18 protein-coding genes are annotated in these 22,225 nt (G+C 68.0%); 3 read left to right on the top strand and 15 right to left on the bottom strand.

Annotated elements, in window-relative coordinates; all coding sequences use genetic code 11:
* Nucleotides 1-27: 27 nt before the first annotated feature.
* Nucleotides 28-627 carry an FMN-dependent NADH-azoreductase gene (locus AzCIB_RS19905; RefSeq protein WP_050417490.1) on the bottom strand — a complete coding sequence of 200 codons (600 nt, stop codon included), beginning with the start codon at nucleotides 625-627 and terminating at the stop codon, nucleotides 28-30.
* Between the two features lie 233 nt (nucleotides 628-860).
* On the opposite strand from AzCIB_RS19905, the gene AzCIB_RS19910 reads away from it, so the two are divergent.
* Nucleotides 861-1,367 (top strand): disulfide bond formation protein B, encoded by a 507-nt coding sequence (locus AzCIB_RS19910; protein ID WP_050417491.1) that lies wholly within the window; start codon nucleotides 861-863, stop codon nucleotides 1,365-1,367.
* A gap of 18 nt (nucleotides 1,368-1,385) precedes the next feature.
* Here AzCIB_RS19910 and AzCIB_RS19915 read toward each other — a convergent pair whose 3' ends face one another.
* The 6 genes from AzCIB_RS19915 to AzCIB_RS19940 form a co-directional block, all read right to left on the bottom strand.
* Nucleotides 1,386-1,703: a PilZ domain-containing protein gene (locus AzCIB_RS19915; protein ID WP_157058539.1), complete on the bottom strand. Its 318-nt coding sequence runs from the start codon at nucleotides 1,701-1,703 to the stop codon at nucleotides 1,386-1,388.
* A 178-nt stretch (nucleotides 1,704-1,881) separates the two neighbouring features.
* Nucleotides 1,882-2,109 (bottom strand): YgaP family membrane protein, encoded by a 228-nt coding sequence (locus AzCIB_RS19920; RefSeq protein ID WP_050417493.1) that lies wholly within the window; start codon nucleotides 2,107-2,109, stop codon nucleotides 1,882-1,884.
* Nucleotides 2,106-5,360: an efflux RND transporter permease subunit gene (locus tag AzCIB_RS19925; RefSeq protein ID WP_050417494.1), complete on the bottom strand. Its 3,255-nt coding sequence runs from the start codon at nucleotides 5,358-5,360 to the stop codon at nucleotides 2,106-2,108. The genes AzCIB_RS19920 and AzCIB_RS19925 overlap by 4 nt, the downstream gene beginning before the upstream one ends.
* 10 nt (nucleotides 5,361-5,370) lie before the next feature.
* A complete protein-coding gene (locus AzCIB_RS19930) occupies nucleotides 5,371-6,423 on the bottom strand; it encodes an efflux RND transporter periplasmic adaptor subunit (protein WP_050417495.1) in 1,053 nt (350 codons plus the stop codon).
* 171 nt (nucleotides 6,424-6,594) lie between these two features.
* Nucleotides 6,595-6,987 (bottom strand): sirohydrochlorin chelatase, encoded by a 393-nt coding sequence (locus AzCIB_RS19935; RefSeq protein ID WP_050417496.1) that lies wholly within the window; start codon nucleotides 6,985-6,987, stop codon nucleotides 6,595-6,597.
* A complete protein-coding gene (locus tag AzCIB_RS19940) occupies nucleotides 6,984-7,805 on the bottom strand; it encodes a tRNA threonylcarbamoyladenosine dehydratase (RefSeq protein ID WP_050417497.1) in 822 nt (273 codons plus the stop codon). The genes AzCIB_RS19935 and AzCIB_RS19940 overlap by 4 nt, the downstream gene beginning before the upstream one ends.
* A 101-nt stretch (nucleotides 7,806-7,906) precedes the next feature.
* Here AzCIB_RS19940 and AzCIB_RS19945 point away from each other — a divergent pair, with 101 nt between their 5' ends.
* On the top strand, nucleotides 7,907-8,584 hold the full coding sequence (locus AzCIB_RS19945) for a tetratricopeptide repeat protein (protein ID WP_050417498.1): 678 nt from the start codon (nucleotides 7,907-7,909) through the stop codon (nucleotides 8,582-8,584).
* 19 nt (nucleotides 8,585-8,603) lie between these two features.
* Here AzCIB_RS19945 and AzCIB_RS19950 read toward each other — a convergent pair whose 3' ends face one another.
* Nucleotides 8,604-9,569 carry an MBL fold metallo-hydrolase gene (locus tag AzCIB_RS19950; protein WP_050417499.1) on the bottom strand — a complete coding sequence of 322 codons (966 nt, stop codon included), beginning with the start codon at nucleotides 9,567-9,569 and terminating at the stop codon, nucleotides 8,604-8,606.
* Between the two features lie 115 nt (nucleotides 9,570-9,684).
* Between AzCIB_RS19950 and AzCIB_RS19955 the strand changes: the two genes are divergently transcribed.
* Nucleotides 9,685-10,851 (top strand): MalY/PatB family protein, encoded by a 1,167-nt coding sequence (locus AzCIB_RS19955; protein ID WP_050418479.1) that lies wholly within the window; start codon nucleotides 9,685-9,687, stop codon nucleotides 10,849-10,851.
* Nucleotides 10,852-10,895: 44 nt separating this feature from the next.
* Here the strand turns inward: AzCIB_RS19955 and AzCIB_RS19960 are convergent, their stop codons facing one another.
* The 7 genes from AzCIB_RS19960 to AzCIB_RS19990 form a co-directional block, all read right to left on the bottom strand.
* Nucleotides 10,896-12,941 (bottom strand): sigma-54-dependent Fis family transcriptional regulator, encoded by a 2,046-nt coding sequence (locus AzCIB_RS19960; RefSeq protein WP_198149570.1) that lies wholly within the window; start codon nucleotides 12,939-12,941, stop codon nucleotides 10,896-10,898.
* A gap of 361 nt (nucleotides 12,942-13,302) precedes the next feature.
* Nucleotides 13,303-13,950: a CoA transferase subunit B gene (locus AzCIB_RS19965; protein WP_050417500.1), complete on the bottom strand. Its 648-nt coding sequence runs from the start codon at nucleotides 13,948-13,950 to the stop codon at nucleotides 13,303-13,305.
* Between the two features lie 3 nt (nucleotides 13,951-13,953).
* The gene (locus AzCIB_RS19970; protein ID WP_050417501.1) at nucleotides 13,954-14,652 is read right to left on the bottom strand and encodes a CoA transferase subunit A; all 699 of its coding nucleotides are present in this window, start codon (nucleotides 14,650-14,652) and stop codon (nucleotides 13,954-13,956) included.
* A gap of 21 nt (nucleotides 14,653-14,673) precedes the next feature.
* Nucleotides 14,674-16,668 (bottom strand): AMP-binding protein, encoded by a 1,995-nt coding sequence (locus tag AzCIB_RS19975; protein ID WP_050417502.1) that lies wholly within the window; start codon nucleotides 16,666-16,668, stop codon nucleotides 14,674-14,676.
* A gap of 132 nt (nucleotides 16,669-16,800) precedes the next feature.
* Nucleotides 16,801-18,129, bottom strand: a complete 1,329-nt coding sequence (locus AzCIB_RS19980; RefSeq protein ID WP_050417503.1) for a DUF1329 domain-containing protein — start codon at nucleotides 18,127-18,129, stop codon at nucleotides 16,801-16,803.
* Between the two features lie 17 nt (nucleotides 18,130-18,146).
* A complete protein-coding gene (locus AzCIB_RS19985) occupies nucleotides 18,147-19,766 on the bottom strand; it encodes a DUF1302 family protein (protein ID WP_157058540.1) in 1,620 nt (539 codons plus the stop codon).
* 80 nt (nucleotides 19,767-19,846) lie between these two features.
* Complete coding sequence (locus AzCIB_RS19990; RefSeq protein ID WP_050417504.1) at nucleotides 19,847-22,222, bottom strand: efflux RND transporter permease subunit; 2,376 nt, start codon at nucleotides 22,220-22,222, stop codon at nucleotides 19,847-19,849.
* Nucleotides 22,223-22,225: the final 3 nt, after the last annotated feature.

Genomic DNA, 22,225 nt, shown 5'->3' on the forward strand with positions numbered 1-22,225 from the left:
GTCCGGGTCGGCAAGGCTGCGAGTCGCTTAGGCGAAAGCCGCCTCGATCTCGCGTTGGGCTTCGGCGAAGGCCTGTTGTTCCGCCTCCGGCCCCATCGCGAGGCCTTCCGCATAGACGAAGGTGATGTCGGTCATGCCGAGGAAGCCGAGCACGATCTTCAGGTAGGGCACCTGCGAATCCCAGTCCGTACCGCGATACTTGCCGCCGCGGGTCAGCGCGACATACACCTTCTTGCCCTTCAGCAGGCCTTCCGCACCGTTCGCGGTGTATTGGAAGGTCACCTTGGCACGGGCGATCGCGTCGATCCAGTTCTTCAGCTGCGCCGGCACGCCGAGGTTGTACATCGGCACGCCCAGCACGACGGCGTCGGCAGCCTGGATCTCGGCAATCAGCGCGTCGTCGAGGGCGACGCGTTCGGCCTGCGCCAGGGTACGCTGCTCGGCGGGGGTGAAGAGCGCGCCGAGGGCCGCTTCGTCGAGGACCGGATGCGGGTTGCGGGCGAGGTCGCGGACGACCAGGCTGGCGCCGGGGTTCTCGGCGCGCAGACGCACGACGATGCTGTTGGCGAGACGGGTGGAAGCGGAACCTTCGCTACGGGCGCTGGAATTGACTTGCAGGATGTTCATTCGGTGCTCCATCAATGTGGTTTGTCGATGGGGTCACTTTAGGGGAAGCATTGTTGCGGAAAAACCCGAATACCTGCACTTCACTGTTGCAGGAATTGCACCACCCTCATCGACTGCCGGATCGTCGCACCCGCAACCCCGGCAGCCGACCGCGCAACTGAACTTTTCCGCTCGGCAGGGGACGAATCCGCCGGACTGACCTACAATCGCGCCTCGTTCACCCGCTCACGCCCATGATGAATTCATCGACCCTGTCCCCCCGGATCCTCTTCCTCGGCCTGTTCGCCGCCTGCGTCGGCCTGCTCGGGTTCGGCATGTACCTGCAGCACGTCGTCGGTCTCGAGCCCTGTCCGATGTGCATCATGCAGCGCTATGCCTTCATCGCGATCGCGCTGTTCGCGCTTGTCGGGGGGCTGCACAATCCGGGGCGGACGGGCACGCGCATCTACTCTGGCCTGATCCTCGTCGCCGCACTCGCGGGCGCGGGCGTAGCGGTGCGCCAGACGTGGATCCAGATCTATCCGCCGGAAATTGCCGAATGCGGCCCCGATCTCGAATTCATGCTCGGCAGCTTCCCGCTGGCCGATGCGCTGCCTATGATCTTCCAGGGGGCGGGGGATTGCTCCAAGATCGACTGGAGCTTCCTGGGCCTGTCGATCGCGAACTGGTCGCTCGTGATGCTGACGCTGATCGCGATCGGGGCGATCACGCTGATCGTGCGCGGAAAGGTCCGCGGCTGAAATCCTGAGCGGTGCGCGTCAGCCGACGACGCGCACGGTTGTCCCACCGATCTCGTACAGGCCCTGCCCCAGTGCGTGGCAGCGCTTGACTTCGAGCCGGGTCACGAGCGGCGGGCGCGACGGGATCGAACCGTTGCTGCCGGGGACCGACACCATCACTTCGAGCACTTCGGCCGCGCCGGGCACGTAGGGCGCCCGCAGGGTCATCCCGCCGACACTGATCTCGACACATTCGGCCCGCACCGTTTCACCGGTTTTCAACCGGATGACGGCGGGGCAGCCGAGCGGGATACGGCGGTCGAGCCGCCGTTCGATGTGGGACGTGCGATCGTTCATGGGCCGGGCTGGCTGCAGGGTCGATGACAGGCCGATTGTAGCCCTCCGCCGTCATCGACGCCGAATCCTTTTGCGGCGGACGGCCGCCATCCGGCGGAAGGCGCTTCGCTTTTCCGCCCTACGATCCGTTCATACGATTGCGCTGTGCGCTGGGCCTCGAAGGCCGCACCGGGGAAAATCAGCGGCAGCCAGCGGCGCTGTCCGGCACGCCGGCCTTGCGCAGGAAGATCTCCAGCGGGCAGAACCGCGTGAAGCCGCTCTGGAACAGGTTCGCGCCGACGAAGGCGGTGAACCACAGGAAGTTCTTGCTCACGAAGAGTGGCGAGCCGTCGACGCCGAGCGCGAGCGAGATCAGCACGAAGGCGCCGGCGAAGATGCGGACGAACTGGTTGACGGTCAGCGTCATGGTGTTTCTCCTTGCAGTTGCGCGATGCGACCCCGCATCGCGGCGAAATACAGCACCGGAATGACCACCAGCGTCAGCACGGTGGACACGAAGATGCCGAAGATCAGGCTGATCGCCAGCCCGTTGAAGATGGGGTCGTCGAGGATGAAGAGCGCGCCGATCATGGCCGCCAGCGCGGTCAGCCCGATCGGCTTGGCGCGCACGGCGGCCGCGCGGATCACCGCCTCGCCGAGATCGACGCCCGCGCGCACCTGCTGATTGACGAAATCGACGAGCAGGATCGAGTTGCGCACGATGATGCCGGCGAGCGCGATCATGCCGATCATCGAGGTGGCGGTGAAATGCGCGCCGAGCAGCGCATGGCCGGGCATGACGCCGATGATCGTGAGCGGGATCGGCGCCATGATGATGAGCGGCACGAGGTAGCTGCGGAACTGCGCGACGACCAGCAGGTAGATCAGGATCAGGCCGACCGCGTAGGCCGCGCCCATGTCGCGAAAAGTCTCGTAGGTGACCTGCCACTCGCCGTCCCACTTCACGCTGTAGCCCGCGTAGGCCTCGGCGGGCTGGCGGATGAACCATTCACCCAGCGTCCCGGCGAGGCCCGGCGCGCCGGCGAGCGGCATGTCGCGGATCTGCGAGCGGATGTCGAACATGCCATAGAGCGGAGAGTCGAGGCTGCCGCTCATGTCGCCCGTCACGTATACGACGGGCAGCAGGTCCTTGCGGTAGATGACCTGCTCGCGTGTCGTCTCCTGCACCGTGACGAGCTCCGACACCGACACCAGCGTGCCGTCGCGCGCACGCACCTTGAGCGCGAGCAGCGCATCGACGCTGGACTGGCGCTCGGACGGCAGCTGGATGCGCACCGGGATCTCGTACTTGTTGTCGCCGCCGTGGATCGGCGTGACGTCCTCGCCCGACAGCCCGAGGCGCACGACCTCGACGATGTCGGCCTGGGCCACGCCCATGCGCGCGGCCTTGGCCTGATCGACGCGCAGCACGAGCTTGGGCGCGGCCTCGTCGACGGTGTCGTCGACGTCCACGATGTCCGCCGTGCCCTCGAACACGGCCCGCACTTTGCGCGCGACCAAGGTCTGGCCCGCGTAGTCCGGCCCGTACACCTCGGCGACGATGGGCGAGAGTACCGGCGGGCCGGGCGGAACCTCGACGGTCTTCGCGTTGCCGCCTGCCGCGCGCGCGATGCGCGTGACCTCGGCGCGCACGGCGGTGGCGATCTCGTGGCTCTTGCGATCGCGATGCGCCTTGTCGACCAGGTTCACCTGGATGTCGCCGACCTCCGGGCCGCTCCTCAGATAGTACTGGCGCACCAGGCCGTTGAAGTTGATCGGGCTCGCGGTGCCGGCATAGGCCTGCCAGTCGCTGACCTCCTCGACCGTGCCGAGGTATTCGCCGATCTCGCGCAGCACGCGCGCGGTTTCCTCGACCGGCGTATCGACCGGCATGTCGAGCACGACCTGGAACTCGCTCTTGTTGTCGAGCGGCAGCATTTTCAGCGCGACGAGCTTGAACACCGGCAGCGCGACCGACACGACGATCAGCGCGACGACGATCAGCCACAGCTTGAGGCGCGCGCCGCCGCCGCGCAAGGGGTCGAGCATCGGCGCCATGATGCGGCGGAAGACACGGTCGAGGCGCGCGGTGAGCTTGTCCTCGCCCTCGTGGTGGTGCGCATCGACGGACTTGAGGAGGCGCTGCGCGAGCCACGGCGTCACGACGAAGGCGACCGCGAGCGAGATGAACATGCCCATCGACGCGTTGATCGGGATCGGGCTCATGTACGGCCCCATCAGGCCGGTCACGAAGGCCATCGGCAACAGCGCCGCGATCACCGTAAAGGTTGCGAGGATCGTCGGCCCGCCGACCTCGTCCACCGCACGCGGGATCAGCTGCCACAGCGGCGTGTCGGGCTCCAGCGTGTGCCAGCGGTGGATGTTCTCGACAACGACGATCGCGTCATCGACGAGGATGCCGATCGAGAAGATCAGCGCGAAGAGGCTGACGCGGTTGAGCGTGAAACCCCACGCCCAGGACGCGAACAGCGTCGCCGCGAGCGTGAGGCCCACCGCGACGCCGACGATCAGCGCCTCGCGTCGGCCGAGCGCGAAGAACACCAGCAGCACGACCGCGGAGGTCGCGAACACGAGCTTGCCGATCAGCGTGTTGGCCTTGTCGTTGGCGGTCTGGCCGTAGTTGCGCGTGACGGTGAAATTCACGCCCTCGGGGATCAGTTCGCCGCGCAGCGCCTCGGCGCGCGCGAGCACGTCGTCGGCGACATCCGCGGCGTTCGCACCCGGCTTCTTCGACACCGACAGCGTGACCGCCGGGAACACGCCCTGCTCGGCGATGCCGACCTTGTCCGCGGCCGCACCGGTACCGAACCACACGTACTGCGTCGGCTGGTCCGGGCCGTCTTCGATGCGCGCGACGTCGCGCATGAACACCGGCTTGCCGCCGGCGGCACCGACAACGAGGCTGCGCACGTCCTCGGCCGATTCGAGATAGGTGCCGGTCTGCACCAGCACCTCGCGGTTGCCGGCGACGAGGCTGCCCGCGGGCTGCGACGCGTTCGCGAGCTGCAGCGCCGCGCGCACGTCCTGCGCGGTGACGCCGTGCGCGTTCATGCGCTGGGTGTCCATCAGCACGCGCACGACGTGCCCCGGTCCACCGATGGTCGTGACGTCGCGCGTGCCCTCGATGCGCTTGATCTCGAGTTCCACCGCGCGCGACACCTGCTGCATGTCGAAGCCGGTGCGCTCCGGGTCGGCAGTCCAGAAGGTCAGGCTCACGATCGGCACGTCGTCGATGCCCTTGGGCTTGACGATGGGCTCGCCGACGCCGAGCTGCGGGCTGAGCCAATCCTTGTTCGAATGCACGGTGTCGTAGAGGCGCACCAGCGCGTCCTGGTTCGGCACGCCGACCTCGAACTGCACCGTGATCACCGCCATGCCGGGGCGCGACACGGAATACACGTGCTCGACGCCCGCCATGCGCGACAGCACCTGCTCGGCGGGGCGTGAAACCAGCGCCTCGACGTCGCGCGCGGAGGCGCCCGGGAAGGGCACCAGCACGTTCGCCATCGTGACGTCGATCTGCGGCTCTTCCTCCTTGGGCGTCACGAGCGTCGCGAACACGCCCATCAGCAGCAGGATCAGCGCGAGGAGCGGCGTCAGCGCGTTGCGCTGGAAGGCGCCGGCGATGCGGCCGGAGATGCCGAGCGGAGCGCTCATCGATGTCCCCTCAGCGCGCGGCGCCGTTGCGGGCGGCACGCATCACAATGCCGGCCTGCACCGGATCGAGCGCGACCTCCTCGCCCCCGACGAGCCCCGCCAGCACCTCGACGCTGCCGTCCGCCAGCGGCTCGCCCGCGCGGATCTGGCGTAGCGCGAAACCGCCCTTGCCGTCGGCGACATAGACGCCGGTCACTTCGCCGCGGCGCAGAATCGCACCGGCGGGAACCGCGATGCGCGAGCCTTCGCCGGTCGCGAAATGCACGCGCGCGAAGGTCCCCGGCACGAGGCCTTCGGCGTTCGCCGGCAGGTCCACGCGCACGCGCACGGTGTGCGTGCGCGGATCGGCCGCCGGCAACACGGTGACGCTCGCGGCATCGAGCCAACGGCCCGAATCGGGCAGCTCGACGCGCGCCCGGATCTGCCCGGGCGCGAGGCCGGCGAGGCGCTGCTGCGGCACATCGACCACGGCACGCATCGCCGCGGGGTCGTACACGGTCACGAGTTGCCGGCCCGGCTGCGCCATCTCGCCCAGTTCGACGTGGCGCGCCGCGACCAGCCCCGCGAGCGGCGCGACGATCGTCGTGTAGCCCTGCACCGTCGCCGCCTGGCCGCGTCCCGCGCGCGCCGCGCGCAGCTGGGCCTCGGCCGCATCGAAAGACGCCTTGGCCTGGTCGAGCGCCGACTGGCTGACGAACTTGCGCTCGACGAGGCTCTTCGTCCGCTCGTAGGCTGCTTTCGCGTTGATCTGGTTGGCCTGCGCCTGCGCGATGCCGGCTTCGGCGCCGGCGACGGCCTGGCTCGCCTCGGCGGCGTCGATGCGCAGCAGCACCTGCCCCTTTGCGACGCGGTCGCCGGCATCGACCTTGAGTTCGACGATGCGCCCCGGCACCTGGGCCGCGAGCGTGGCCTGATGCACCGCCTCCAGCGTGGCCTCGGCGGGATGAGTCAGGCCGACCGCACGCGCTTCGATGCGCTGCGTCGGCACCTGCGCCTGCGCCAGACTTGCAACGACCAGCGCAAGCGCAGGCAACACGATCCGGATGATGGAATATCTCGTCATAAATATAAGTATATTCTTATATTAAGACGAGTCAAGGGTCGGAACACAGGTTCGTAGGGCGGATGAGCCGTAGGCGTTATCCGCCGAATGAAGTGCATCCGTCGCCCGGTACATACGGCGGAAGGCGCTACGCTTTTCCGCCCTACGATTGCGTATGTGGTACCGGGCTGTTCAATCCCCGGCGGAGGCCGCCCCACTGCAACCCAACGCGTAGCTCGCCATCGCGGCGATCACGCCGTCCGCCTCGCCGACGGCCGGTGCGAGCGTGATCTCGCAGCCGGCGTGAAGCGCGCGTGCGGCGCCGATGAGCTTGGGCACGTCGCTTTTCAGGTGCCCGCCCTGGGCGATGAACATCGGCACGACGGTGACATGCCGGATGCCGTCGTGCGCCAGCGCGGCAATCGCGTCTTCGAGCGTCGGCATCATGAATTCGAGGAAGGCCAGTTCGACGCGCAGCCCCGGCGCCTGCGTGTGCAGATGATCGCGCGTGCGCTGCATCGGCCGCGCCCATTCGGGATCGCGGGCGCCGTGCCCGAACAACACCACCGCATGTGCATCGCTCATGATTCGCTCTCGTCAGTTTCGGAACTGGCGTCGACCGGCGGCGCAAGCAGACGTTCGATCGCACGCGCGGCCGCGAACATGCCGACCGAGGCCGTCACCGCAACGCTCGAGCCGTAGCCCGCGCACGCCAGCCCCTGCGGTCCGTGCGGCAGGTCGCACGCGAGGTCGTCGAGGCGCAGCGGTTCGCACGAATACACCGCCTCGATGCCGAACGGGCGCTTGGGATTGCGCGGGAAGCCGTGCTCGCTGCGCAGGCGCTTCCTCACCTTCGCCAGCAGGGGATCCTGCTCGGTCCGCGACAGGTCGTCGACGCGGATGCGGCCCGGATCGGTCTTGCCGCCGGCACCGCCCGCGACGATCAGCGGGATGCGCCGCCGCCGGCACACCAGCACGATCGCGACCTTGGCGCGCACGTTGTCGATCGCATCGACGACGACGTCGAAGCCCTGCAGCAGGTCCGTCGCGTTGTCCGGCGTGACGAAATCCTCGACCACCTCGACGCGCGCATGCGGATTGATCGCGCGGATGCGCTCGGCCATCGCCAGCACCTTGGCCTGCCCCAGCGTCGGATCGAGCGCGTGGATCTGGCGATTGATGTTGGACTCGGCGACATGGTCGAGGTCGATCAGCGTGATGCGCCCCACCCCGCTGCGCGCCAGCGCTTCCGCGATCCACGAGCCGACGCCGCCCACACCGATCACGCACGCATGCGCAGCGTCGAGGCGCGCGGGCGCATCGGCCCCGTACAGGCGGGCGATGCCGCCGAAACGGCGCTCGCGATCGACTTCGACAGGGGATTCGGGACTCAGGCCGGACATGGCAATTACCGTTGCACGCAGAAGCGCGGATGTTACCGCAGCACAGCCGCGATGAACTCGCCTGCGCGCCTCCGCTCCAATGGGCCATTGGAGGACCCACGATGCGCCATCTGGCATGCCGTACGCTGCTGGCCGCCGGCCTGCTCTGCGCCGCAACCGCCCACGCCCCCGCCCGCGCCGATTCCACGCCCCCCGCCGAGCTCGCGCAAAACGCAGTCGGCGCGTACGACGCAGGCCGTTTCGACGAGGCCGCGCAGCTCTTCGAACGCGCCGCGCGCGCCGGGAACCGGCTTGCCCAGTTCAACCTCGCGATGATGCTGTTCCGCAAGGAAACCGTCGCGCCGGAACCCGACGCCGCATGGCGCTGGCTCAGGCGCGCGGCCGGCGCCGGTCTCGCGCAGGCACAGTTCAACTTCGCGCTGCTGTACGACCGCGGCAGCGGGGTCGCGAAATCGCTCCCCATCGCGGCGGAGTGGTACCGCCGCGCCGCCGAGCAGGGGCACACCGACGCCCAGGTCAACCTCGCGACCATGTACTTCGTCGGTCACGGCATGCCGCGGGATTTCGCGGCGGCCGCGCGCTGGTACCTCGCCGCGGCGCGTGCAGGGCACGCCGGCGCGCAGTACATCGTCGCGTCGATGTACGAGTCGGGAGAGGGCGTGCCCGCGGACCTCCGCCAGGCCGAGCACTGGTACGCGCAGGCGGCACTGCAGGGCGACGCGGCCGCGCGGGCGAAGTACGAGGCGCTGCAGGCCCGCCCCGCCGACGCAACGCCCTAGACGTCGGGCCCGCTAAGGATCAGGCGGTGCTCAGTTCGCGCAGCGCGCAGTCGTCGAGCCAGATCCCCAGTCCCTGCGCATTGAGTTCGAGGTCGGTGCGCAGCACCCGGAAGATTTCCTCTTCCGACAGCGTCCATCCATGACGCTCGGCCTCCTCGCGCACGATCTGCTCCAGCCCCGCGAGGATCTCGACGTGGCGGGCGACCCCGTCCCCGCGCGCCGCGCGCGCGACCGCGATCTGCGTGTCGATCAGCCGATGCAGGTCCGCCGCGAGCCGGTCCACGCCGGTCACGCGGCTGTAGTGGGTCAGGTACATCGCATCGGGGCGATAGCTCACCAGGCGGTCGATCGACTCGTGCAGCGCATCCGGATCGAACTGCGTCGGCGTCGTCGTCGGGTACACCGACGGCCGGCCATCGACGTCGAACTCGCGGTACGACAGGCCGAAGGTGTCGCCGGTGAAGAAGGCGCGCGCGGTCTCGTCCCAGATGCAGATGTGGTGCTTCGCGTGCCCCGGCGTGTGCAGGATGCGCAACCTCCGCGAGCCCAGATCGAGCACCATGTCCTCCTCGGTGGCGACGATGCGCTCGGCCTCGACCGGCGCCAGCCGGCCGTACAGCGCGAAGGCGCGCTCCGCGCCATACACGGCCGACGTGCCTTCCCACAGTTTCGCCGGATCGATCATGTGGCGCACGCCGCGCGGATGGACGACGAGCTTCGCGTTCGGGAACGCGCACATCAGGCTGCCGGCGCCGCCGGCGTGATCGAGGTGGATATGCGTCAGGATCACCCACTGCACGCGCTCGGGCACGATCCCGGCCGCGGCCAGCGCCGCCAGCACGCGCGGCGCCGAGGCATTGGTGCCGGTGTCCACGACGGCCGCACGCCCCTCGTGGATGATCAGGTGAATGGCCGCAAGGCCGGGGTGGCAGTAGCCGGAGTCCACCGCCAGAATCCCGTCAGGGTGGGCCGTCAGGTGTTGCACGATTGTCTTCCTCCAACGCCAGCAGATCGTTTTGTGTAATTGTATCCCTCGCTCGCGGACATTTCCCGAAGGGAAATCCCCAACCTACCCAATGCGCCACGAAGGATCCGCAACCATGCCCCCCGCGCCATTCGACTTCGACCACGTTCCCGACCGCAGCACCGTGCCCGGCGAAAAATGGGGCCGCTACGCCGGACGCGACGTGCTGCCGCTGTGGGTCGCGGACATGGACTTCCCCGCGCCGCCGCCGGTCATCGATGCGATCCGCGCACGCATCGACCACCGCGTATTCGGCTATACCGACCCCTGGCCCAGTCTCTCGGAAGCCGTCATCGAGGGCATCGCCCGCGACCACGGCTGGCGCATCGAGGCGGACTGGATCGTGTGGCTGCCGGGCGTCGTCACCGGCTTCAACCTCGCTTGCCGCGCGACCGGCGAAGCCGGCGACGAAGTCTTCACCGCGACCCCCGTGTACCCGCCCTTCCTCACCGCGCCCGGCAACAGCGACCGGCGCCTGGTCACGCGCGCGCTGAAACTCGATAACGGCCGCTGGGGGTGGGACCGCGCGGAAGTGGAAGATGCCATCACCGCGCGCACGCGCCTGCTGATGCTGTGCAATCCGCACAACCCGGTTGGCCGCGTGTTCGACCGCGACGAACTCGAATGGCTCGCCGGCCTCGCCGAACGGCACGACCTGACGATCTGCTCCGACGAAATCCACTGCGGCCTGGTCCTCGATCCGGCCACGCCGCACATCCCGATCTCCGCGCTCGACGCAGCGACCGCCCGCCGCACGATCACGCTGATGGCGCCGTCCAAAACGTGGAACATCCCCGCGCTCTACTGTGCGCTGGCGATCATCCCTGATCCCGGGCTACGCCGGCGCTTCCGCCACGAGATGCGCGGCGTCGTCCCGCACAACAACCTGCTCGGCCTCGTCGCCGCCGAAGCCGCCTACCGCGACGGCGGCCCGTGGCGCGCGGCCCTGCTCGACTACCTGAGCGGCAACCTGGATCTGGTGATGGACGCCGTCGCCGCGATGCCGGGACTGGCGACGACCCGGCCCGAGGCGACTTACCTCGCATGGATCGACTGCCGCGGCGCCGGCCTCGAAGACCCGATGCGCTTCTTCGAGGACGCCGGCGTCGGCCTGTCCGATGGCGGCCCCTTCGGCATGCCCGGCTTCGTGCGCCTGAACTTCGGCTGTCCGCGCGCCCTGCTCACCGAGGCGCTGCGGCGCATGCAGGGCGCCCTGCACGCCCGCCGCTCGGACCAGGCCTAGCCGCGCAGGCGGCGCGAGAAATCGCGCAGGTGCGGACGACGCCCTCAGCCGGCGCGCACCCGCCCGATGTCGCGCTCCAGCCCGTACAGCTTCACCTTCTGGTACAGCGTGCTCTTCGCGATGTCGAGCTCGCGGGCGGCGCGCGTGAGGTTGCCGTGGGTGGCGGCGATCGCGCGGCGGATGAGTTCCGCCTCGCTTTCCGCGATACTGCCGAATGGCACGTTGGTGGCGAGTGCGCCGAGGGCGGTCGCGACCGGTGCACTGACCGGAGAATCGGCCATGCCGAGCAGCTCCGGCGGCAGCGCGTCGATGCCGACGCATTCGCCGTCGCTCATCAGCAGCACGCTCTCGACGACGTTCCTCAGTTCGCGCACGTTGCCCGGCCAGCTGTAACTCTCGAGCCGGGCGAGGAGCTCGTCGTCGAGCTGGCGCGGGCCGAGCTCGTGCTGCTTCGAGAAGCGTTCGACGAAGTGCCGGGCGAGCTCGCGCACGTCGCCGACGCGATCGCGCAGCGGCGGGATGCGGATCGAGGTCACCGCGACGCGGTAGAAGAAGTCCATGCGGAAGCGGCCATCGGCGACTTCCTTGCGCAGGTCGCGGTGTGTCGCGGCGATGAGGCGGAAGCTGACCTTGCGCGGCACGTTCTCGCCCAAGCGGTAGATCTCGCTCTGTTCGAGCACGCGCAGCAGATGCGGCTGCAGGTCGAGCGGCATCTCGCCGATCTCGTCGAGGAACAGCGTGCCGCCGTTGGCGGCCTCGATCTTGCCGACCATGCCGCCGCGCCGCGCGCCGGTGAAGGCGCCGTCGACATAGCCGAAGAGCTCGCTGGCGAGGAGCTCGCGCGACAGGCCGCCGCAGTTCAGCGCGACGTAGGGACCATCGCGGAAGGGGCTGGCCTTGTGCAGGCCCTGGGCGAATTCCTCCTTGCCGACGCCCGTCTCGCCCAGCAGCAGCACCGGGACCTTGGAGCGCGCGAGCTGGTCGGCCTTGCGCACCGCTTCGCGCAGTGCAGTGTCACGAGTGATGATGGAGGTGAAGCCGGAGGGCATGTCGTTCGCCGCCACCACCGACTCGCGGGCGAGGCGGCGTGCGCCTTCCCCGGAGATGGCGCGCCCGATGCGGGGCAGGGGCAGGACGAGCAGAGTGCCGAGGCGCTGGCCCTGTGCGCCATGCACCGGCTCCAGCCATTCGGGGCGCAGCCAGGCGGGTAGCGCCGGCGTGCGCACGAGTTCCCCGTTGTCGCAGATCGCCAGCGCCATGACGCGGCGCGGCGCGGAGAGGTCGAGGTCGGCGCCGAGCGAGGTCATCGCCGCCTGGGCGATCTCGTTGGCGCGCACCGGATAGCCGCGTCGGTCGAACAGCACGAGGCCGTCGGTGCCGTTGGACCAGCGCTGCAGCGAGGCTTCCAGGAGGTGGTAGCGCCGCTCCATCTCGCGCATCGCGATCTTGTTCTCGATGCGGCTCGCGGTCGTGACGACCAGCGCAAGGCTCTGGCGGCTGTAGCTCTCGGACAGGCCCGAGACGTCGACCACGCCGATGATCTCGCCGTCGTGCGGATGGCGGATCACCGTCGCCGAACAGGTCCAGCGCTTGATGCCGGCGCAGTAGTGCTCGGCCGAGTGGATCTGTACCGGTTCGCCGACGGCAAGTGCGGTGCCGATCGCGTTCGTGCCGCAAATGCGTTCGCTCCACGAGACGCCCGGCAACAGGTGGATGCTCTCGGCGGTCCCGATGGTCGGATTGTCGCCCTCCATCGTCAGGATCGTGCAGCTCGTGTCGGCCAGCGCCATCACCGTGCCCGTCTCCGCGAGGAAGTCGCGGGCGTAGGCCATGATCGGCGCGCTGGCCTGCAGCAGTTCGCCGTGGTGCTCCTTCATCGAAGCCAGCATCGATTCGTCGACCGGCGGCGGCGCGCTGCGCTTGTCGGGATCGACGTTGTGCTGCTGGCAGCGCTGCCACGAACGGTCCACGAGCGCGCGCAATGAATCGGACGGACGGCTTTCGCCGTCGAGAAAGCGTTCCCACGCCGCCATCACGGCGGCGTCACTACCCGGGTCGGAAAACATCGGCCCTTCGGGCACCCGTGTCATCAAGTCTCTCCTCCTCCGGCGCTGATCGCTGCGAGCCGCGTCGTGCGCGGCCGAATTGGACTGGTCCTGTAAGTTCTGCAGGCGAAAGCGCGTTGTGTGTGTTTTGCGGTGCGTGAAATCTCCGGCGAATGCGCGTGCAACGAGGTGCCCGCGTCTAGAAATCATAGCAAAGGAGATGCCAGAAACAGGATTTGCTTAAATTGTTTTTCGCCCGCGCCGCGGAACCCTATCGCGGGGGAAATGGCCCAACGCCCTTCGCGTGGCCCTCCTCGCCCGACGGACTTCCGCGAGGGCCGACCGTACGATTTCCGGACGTTTTCGTCCGGACGGCGTTCGAAAATCGTACGGTCGGCCGGACGGATCAGACGGGCACGAGCTCGCCGGGTTCGATCGGGGCGCCGGTGCAGGCGAGGACGTCGCCGACATCGACGCCCGGCGCCGTCTCGACGAGGCGCAGGCCGGTGGGGGTGACGTCGAGCACGCACAGGTCGGTGATGATGCGGTTCACGACGCCGACGCCGGTGAGCGGCAGCTCGCAGCGGCGCAGGATCTTCGGCGCGCCGTCCTTGCTGCAGTGCTCCATCATCACGATCACGCGCCGCACGCCGGCGACGAGGTCCATCGCGCCGCCCATACCCTTCACGAGCTTGCCGGGGATCATCCAGTTGGCGAGGTCGCCGTGCTCGCTGACCTGCATCGCGCCGAGGATCGCGAGGTCGATGTGGCCGCCGCGGATCATCGCGAAGGAGTCGGCGCTGCTGAAGATGCTGCTGCCGGCGAGCGTCGTGACGGTCTGCTTGCCGGCGTTGATGAGGTCGGCGTCGACCTCGGATTCGGTCGGGAACGGGCCGATGCCGAGCAGGCCGTTTTCCGACTGCAGCCAAACGTCCATGCCGAGCGGGATGTGGTTGGCGACCAGGGTCGGCATGCCGATGCCGAGGTTCACGTAGTAGCCGCTGCGCAGTTCCTGCGCGGCGCGGCGCGCCATGTCGTTGCGTGTCCAGGCCATGACTTACTCCTGCCGTGTCGTGCGTTGTTCGATGTGCTTCGCCGGGCGCGGGTTGACGACGATGCGCTGGACGAAGACGCCGGGAGTGTGGATGTGGTCGGGGTCGAGGGTGCCGTTCTCGACCAGCTCCTCGACTTCGGCGACGGTGATGCGGCCGGCGGTCGCGACCACCGGGTTGAAGTTGCGCGCGGTCTTGCGATACACGAGGTTGCCCGCGCGGTCCGCCTTCCACGCCTTCACGAGCGAGATGTCGGCGGTGAGCGAGCGCTCCAGCAGGTAACGCTTGCCATCGATGTCGCGCTCCTCCTTGCCTTCGGCGACCAGGGTGCCGACGCCGGTGCGCGTGTAGAAGGCGGGGATGCCTGCACCGCCGGCGCGCAGCTTCTCGGCCAGCGTGCCCTGCGGCGTGAGCTCGACCTCCAACTCGCCGGACAGGAGCTGGCGCTCGAATTCGGCGTTCTCGCCGACGTAGGAGGCGACCATCTTGCGGATCTGCCGCGTTTCGAGCAGCAGGCCGAGGCCGACGCCGTCCACGCCGGCGTTGTTGCTGATCACGGTCAGGTCCTTGGCCTTCGAGTCGCGCAGGCCGTGGATCAGCATCTCGGGGATGCCGCACAGGCCGAAGCCGCCGACCGCGACGGTCTGGCCGTCGCGCACGACTTCCGCCAACGCGGCCTGCGCATCGGGATAAAGTTTGCTCATGGGGTTCTCCTCGTGTGTGAATCAGGTAGGCAGCGAATCGGCCGGTGCTTGGGCCGCCACCGGGCGGGTCTGCCCCAGCGCGCCGACGGCTGCGATCGCGTCGGGGTTCTCGATGGACGACAGGTCGCCAAGGCCCGTGCCGAGGTAGGCGCCGCGCATCACGCGCCGCACCGTCTTGCCGTTGCGGGTCTTGGGGATCGCATCGACGCGATGCACGCGGGCGGGCCGCAGCGGCTTGCCGAGCTGACGCCCGACGTGCTCGACGAGCTCGGCTTCCACCTCGTCCCACGGACGCCCGGCCAGCTCGCGGTCCGCGACGGTGACGAAGCACACGACCGCCTCGCCCTTGATCGCGTCGGGCACGCCGACCGCAACCGCCTCGACCACCAGTGGATGCGACACCAGCGCCGATTCGAAATCGGCGGGGCCGACGCGCTTGCCGGCGACCTTGATCGTGTCGTCGCTGCGCCCATGCACGAACCAGTGGCCGTCCTCGTCGACGCGCGCCCAGTCGCCATGCACCCACACGTCGGGCCACACCGACCAGTAGGCGTCGCGATAGCGCTCGGGGTCGTGCCAGAAGCCGTTGGTCATGCCGGGCCAGGGCTGCCTGATCGCGAGCTCGCCGACGGTGCCGCGCACCGGGTGGCCTTCGGCATCGAGCACGTCGGCGGCGACGCCGGGGATGGCACCGTTGAACGAGCCGGGCTTTTGCGGCAGGCCGGGGAAGCACGCGAGGATGCCGCCGCCGATCTCGGTGCCGCCCGAATAGTTGATGATGGGACGGCACGCGCGGCCGACCTCTTCGAACAGCCACAGCCACGGCGCCTCGTTCCACGCCTCGCCCGTCGAGCCGAATACCCGCAGCGTCGCGATCGAGTGCGGCGCCGGAATGCTGCCTTCATGCGCCATCAGCAGGCGCACGAGCGTCGGCGACAGGCCGAAGTGCGTGACGCCATGGCGTTCGACGACCTCCCACAGGCGGCCCGCGTCGGGGTAGTCGGGTGTGCCTTCGTAAAAGACCAGGGTCGCGCCCAGCATCAGGCCGCCGTAGACCATCCACGGCCCCATCAGCCAGCCCATGTCGGTGACCCACATCAGCGTGTCGTCCGCGCGCAGGTCGAAGGCCATCTGCAGGTCCTGCGCGGCCTTCACCGGAAATCCGGCGTGCGTGTGCACGACCCCCTTGGGCTTGCCCGTCGTGCCCGACGTGTAGATCAACATCAGGGTCTGGTCCGGGGGAAACGACATGCTCGGGCAGATCGATACCGAAGTGGGCAGGCGTCGGTAGTCGAACTCGATGCAGTCGCCGGGCGTACCGGCTTCCGCGCTGAGGCCGGTACCGAGACGGTCGACGACGACGAGGTGGCGCAGCGAAGGGCATTCCCTCACCGCGGCACGGGCGTCCGCGAGCATGTCGACACGTTTTCCGCGGCGGTAGTAGCCGTTTGCACACACCAGCAGCCGGGCATCGCAGTCCTGCACGCGCTGCGCGACCGAATCCGCGCCGTAGCCGGAGAAGAACGGGATGAAGATCGCGCCGATGCGCGTCGCCGCGAGCATCATCACGGCCGCCTCGGGGATCATCGGCAGGTAGAGCGCGATGCGGTCGCCCTCGCCCACGCCCAACGCGCGCAGGCCCGCGGCCACGCGTTCGACCTCGGCGGCGAGTTCCGCGTAGCTGATCGTGCGCAGTTCGCCGCGGTCGCCTTCCCAACGGATCGCGATCTTCGTCGGCGTCGCGCGGGCGTGCTTGCCGACGAGGTTGTCGACGAGGTCCAGCCGCCCGCCGACGAACCATTTGGGCCACATGACGCCGCCCGATAGATCGAGCGTCTTGTCGTAGGGCGTCACCCAGCGCAGGTCGATGGCCTCGAGCACCTGGTCCCAGAACTGCGCCGGTTCGCGCGCCGCGCGTTCGCGCAGGGCGTCGAGATCGTGGTCGCCGTGGTGCTGGATGAAGCGCGCGAGCTGCGTCTGGGCCCAGTCGCAGCCCGTGGCCTGATATGTCTGCATGTCGGAGTCCTCAGTAGTGCGATTCCGCCGGCGTCAGCCCCGGGATGCTCCCGTGCGAAAAGTGTCCGCCCCCGAGTTGGGCAGGGGCGGACCAAAGGGGAGACTTCGGCGCCGGCGCAGGCGGAGGCGGCGTCAGCGGCTGCCCGCCCCGGTCGCGACTTCCTCGAGGACGTTCAGCGCCACATCCGTGTCCTTCACGCCTTTCGGATTGGATTTCATGTTCGACGACCAGTTGGTCGCGTGGCCGCGCTTGACGTCGATGATGTGGCCGACGACCGGCATCACCGCCTTGTAGCCGTCGTCGCCGGTGTCAGGCCGGTTCTGGAAGATGAACATCTTCCAGAACTCGCCCTTGCGGTCGAGCGCATAGCCGAGGTAGGGACGCGGGAAATCGACCTCGATGTACGCGACCTTCTTGCTGTACGGGTGCTCGGCGGGCGGCGTGCCTTCCACGACGTACACCTCGCGCGGCTCCCACTCGACGTCCTTGGCCGGATTGGCGAACGGCGGCTCGGCCATGTTGATGCGCGGGAAACGCTTCTGCGGCTCGCTCCACGGCTGGGTGATGTCGACGCTGATCTCCGGGCTGTGCGCGATCGCGAGCACCCAGCGCTTCTCGACGAGCTTGTTCTGCGTGTACTTGGTCGGCCACGCGTCCCAGATGTCCCAGTCGTCGTAGAGCTGGTCGGTACCGCCGATGGGGTCCATCCATGCGCCGCCCGAGAGGCGCCGCGTGCGCCGCACCGACTTCAGGTAGGCGTACGAATCGTCGGGCTTGGCCGAGTCGGGCTGGTTGTAGCGCACCGAGAAGGTGCCCAGGCCGCGGATGTCCTGCGGGTAGTGCGCAACGAAGTAGGTCTTCTGCGAGATGTCGCCGTCGCCGACCGAGACCGGGCCGCCGTCGAGCCGCCCTTCCATGTAATAGCGGCGCGACTGGAAGGCCTGCACGCGCTCGTAGCCCTTCTTCGCGTCGAGGAACACCCAGGCGATGTCACGCAGATCCATCGTCGCGCCATAGGTCGCCGCGCGCAGGTTCCAGATCACCTTGTCGCCCGCATTCGGGTCGTCCATCTTGATCGTCTCGGGCGGGAACGGCATGCCGGCCTTCCAGCCGCTGATCGTGCGATCGGCCGGATTGAACTTGACGTCCTTGGACCACTTCTTCGTCGCCTCGACGTACTTCGGGTCCATCTCGATCTTCTTCGAGTGCGCGATCTTGATGGTCAGGCCGTAGTTCGTGATCATCCACTCCAGCTTCTCGGGGATCATGCTGCCGATCGTCTTGCCCTCGAAGGTGTCTTCCTTGACGCTCGCGAGGTTGTCCTTGGTGATGATGAATCCGGGCTCGAGCACCTTGGCGTTCGCACCGTGGGCGCCGAGCAGGAGCATCAGGCCGAGGGCGCTGCCGGTCGCAAGTTGCCGCACCGAGGGACGGGCGGCGGGTCGGAGTTGCTTGTGCATGGTGTGTCTCCTCTTTTTTAGAACTGCCGGGTCAAGCGGAAAACGAGCTGGCTGGCGTTTTCGAAGTAGCCGAAGAGCTGGGAGCGCTGGCCGCTGAAGGCCACCTTGTTCGAACGGTTGCCGCTCCAGAAGATGTCCGCCTCGATGCGCGCGAGCCATTCGTCGTTGAGCGTCAGCGACAGGCTGGGGATCGCGAAACCGCCGCCGTGGCTGAGGTCGAATCCGATCGCGAAACCCGGGTTGATGGTGTCGTTGCGGTAGTTCAGCGTCGTGAAGGCGGTGAGGATGGTGTTGTGCTCGGTGAGCGGCGTGCCGTACGCGAACAGGCGCACGAGGTCGTCGGACTCCTTGAAGTTCAGCACCTGCGTGTCGAACAGCTGGATCGACGAGAACGAGGGCCGCGAGGTGCCGAAGATGCCTCGCAGGTCGAGGTCCTTGTCGATGCGCAGCATCGTCGTCAGCGTGTCCTTGAGCTTCACGCCGCCCAGACCGATGCCGACGTTGCCGGGCACGGTCGGGTTGAGGAAGGCGCCGGTGCCGATGTTGTAGGGCTGGTCCTTGGTGTAGGCCATCTCGGCGCTGAGCACGGCGTCGAGCGTCGAGCTGTAGCCGCTGACGGTCATGCCGTAGACATCGATCTGTGGATGGATGCGGTCGAACACCGCGCCCTCGGGCGTCTTCTTGTAGGGCTTGAACGCAGAGTTCGCGACCGGATCCGCCGAGAAGGTCGTGAGCCACGCGAAGGAATAGCTCAGGCCCAGGGCCTCGCCCGACCAGCGCACGCCGCCGGTGACATCGCGGTAGTCGCCCGACGGGTGATCACAGTCCTTGTCGGTGACCGCCGTGAGGTCGAAGCCGCGGTAGGGCTGGAAGAACCAGCGCCCGCCCTGGATATCGTAGGTATTGCCGATGTCCTGGCAGCGGTCGACGCCGGGGCGGATGTAGGCCGCCAGCATGCCGTCGGCCTCGGGCACGCGGATCTTGGTCGAAATCAGCGTCAGCGGCTTGCGCCACTCCTCGTTCTCGCCCTCGAAGAACAGGCGCCACGACAGGTCGTAACCATGCACGAGGTCCATCGCGTGGAAGAAGTCGGATTCGCCCCACACCAGCTGCTGCTTGCCGGCCTTGACCGTGACGCGCTCGCCCAGCGGGATCTCGGCCCAGAACTCGCGGATCTCGCCGCGGTTATAGTTGTCGAGGATGCTGTTCGCGTGGCCGCCCTGGTCCGTGCCGTTCGTTTCGCGCAGGCGCTCGAGGTCCTTCAGGTAGTCGGTCTTGTATTCGCGATCGACGCGGCCGATCGCCTTCCACTTGATCGCCCCGGTCTTCGCGTCGGCGTCGAGCAGCAGCGAGCCGCGCACCATCGACAGCTTGCCCTTGCTCTTTTCGCCGATCGCCTTGAGTTCGGGCTGGTCCTCCAGGTTCACCGACACCCAGCCGCGCGCGTAGCCGGACAGGTTGAAGCTGAAGTCGTCCGCCGCCCAGGACGCGCCTCCGGTGTCGCTGCCCTGCAAGGCCGCGATCTCGTAGTTGCCCGCAGAGTCGGCGCTCCATGCCGGACTGACTGCGAATCCGCCGAGGGCTGCGGCCACTACCAGCACCGATGCCCTGATCTTCGTTACTCCCTTGCTCCTCATCTCCTCGCTCCTTTTGGTTTTGTCACTGCTCTGAAGGGGTCACGGCCGGGCGCGACAAGGAACTGGCGCGCCCGGCCGAGTCAGCCGACCAGCACCGGTTCGGCCTGCTCGATGGGACGGCGCTTGCTGCCGACGATGAATTCCGGGCGGAACACATAGACGAGGGCCGGCATGATGAAGAGCGCACTGAACGCCGAGATGAACAGCCACAGGGCGATCAGCACCCCCATGTCGGCCTGCAGGCGCAGCGACGAGAAGTGCCACAGCACGACGCTCGTGATCAGCGTCATCGCCGTGATCAGCACGCCCTTGCCCGGGCCCATCAGCGCATTGACGATGGCGCGCTCGACGTTGTGCGAGCGGTGCAGGTTCTCGCGGATGCCATCGACGATGTAGAAGGTGTAATCGACACCCAGACCGATCCCGAGCGCGACCACCGGCAGCGTGTTGATGTTCATGCCGATGCCCTGCCACGCCATGTAGCTGAAGGTGATCGTGTTCGACAGCAGCACCGGGATCATGAAGAACACCCCCGCGACCGTGGAGCGGTAGGTGACCGTGCAGCACACGACCAGCACCAGCAGCGCGAGCGCGATGGCTTCGATCTGCCCGGCGAGGATCACCTCATTCACCGCCGCCAGCACGCCGACCAGACCGCCCGCGAGCAGGTACTCCGCGCCCTTCACCGGGTTCTGCTCGACGTAGTCGCGCACCCGGGCCACCGCGGTGCGGATCGTCTCGCCCTGGTGGTCGCGGAAGAACAGCGTCACGGCGCCGTTCTTCGCGTCGGCGTCGGCGTAGCGATCCATGTCGCCCGGATCGGACCCGGACACGAACATGTACATCAGCTCGGCGTTCTCTTCCGCGCTCTTGCCGAGCTCCTGGTACATCGGATTGCCTTCACGCAGAACGCGATTCACCTGCGGCAGGATGTCGGCGAGCGAGATGCTGCCCCCGACCTCGGGCTGGGCCTCCATGTACTTCTGGAAGCGCGTCATGCTCGAGAGCACCTCGGGCTCGCGCAGCGCCCCCGGCTCCTTTCCGGCGACGACGACGAACATGCGGTCGGAGCCCTGGAACTGGCGGTTGATCTCGGCGGCGTCGCGGTTGTAGCTCGACTCCGGCCACAGGATCGGCGAGCCGGGGTTCGCGTCGCCCACCTTGAGGTTGAACGCGTACAGGCCCGACACGACGAACACCGCCCCCGCCATCCCGAGCACCGCGTAGCGCCACCTCGTCGTGACGATCGCCGAGCACAGCCCGAGGATGCGCATCAGCAGCGGATTGATGTTCACCGGGTGGATGAAGCGCTGGCGCGAGCCGAACCACGACAGCATCACCGGCGTCAGGACCAGCGCGCTGACGGCGATCGTGAGCACCCACACCGTGCCGATGAAACAGATCTTCTGCAGCAGCGGGATCGGCGTGAGCGCGACGACCAGCACACAGCCGGCATCCGCGACGATCGCGAGCATGCTGGGCTTGAACAGGTTGCGCGCGCTCGCCCGTGCCGCGGCCGCGGCGCTCGGAGTGCCCTGCCGCGTCTCGTCGTCGAAGCGCGCGATGAGCTGCACCGAGTTCGAGATCGCCTGCGCGGTGATCAGGAAGGCCACGACGACGACCAGCGGATCGAGGTGGAAGCCCATCAGGCGAGCGGCGCCGAGGGCCCACACCGCACTCACCAGCCCCGCAAGCAGCGGCAGCACCGTGCCGTGCCAGGTCCGCGTGATCAGGCACAGCAGCACGACCAGCGCCGCGACCGCGATGAAGAAGATCGTCAGCGTCTCGTGCAGGTAGTGATTCACCCAGCCGTAGAGCACCGGCTCGCCGACGATGCGGACCTGCACGCCGTCACCCTCCGCCTCGTCCGCCAGCTTCATCAGCTGGTTGAAGGCGCGCGTGTAGTCCATGTTGCCGTCGCTGAAGTCGAGCGTGACGAGCGTCGCCTTCAGGTCCGTCGACACGTAAGGGCCATAGACCAGCGGGTTGTTGAGCACGGCGGCCTTCAGCGCCGCGAGTCCCGCCTCGCCCTGCGGCAGATCGGGCCACATCAGCGGCCGCGATTCCACGCCCTCGGTCGAGGCGCGCACCTCCTTGATCTTCTTCGATGCGAGCGAAATGATCTGGTAGGTATCGACGCCCTCGACCTGCTGCAGGTCGACGGTGAGCTTCTGCACCTTGCCCAGCACGACGGGGTTGAAGATGTCGCCCTGCTCGACCTCGAGCATGATGCTGACCATGTTCGAGCCGCCGAAGGTCTGCTTGAAGCGCTGGTTCACCTCGACGTAGGGATGGTTGCGCGGCAGCAGGTCGCTGAAGACCGTCTTCACCTCGATCTGGCTCGCCTGATAGCCCATCGCCAGCGTGACGAGGGCGACCGCGGCGACGACCAGCGCGCGGAAGCGGATGAGGAAGGCGAAGGCCGCGTCGACCTTGCCGAATGTCGTGTTTTTCATCCT

This window comes from Azoarcus sp. CIB, from assembly GCF_001190925.1.
Classification (GTDB): domain Bacteria; phylum Pseudomonadota; class Gammaproteobacteria; order Burkholderiales; family Rhodocyclaceae; genus Aromatoleum.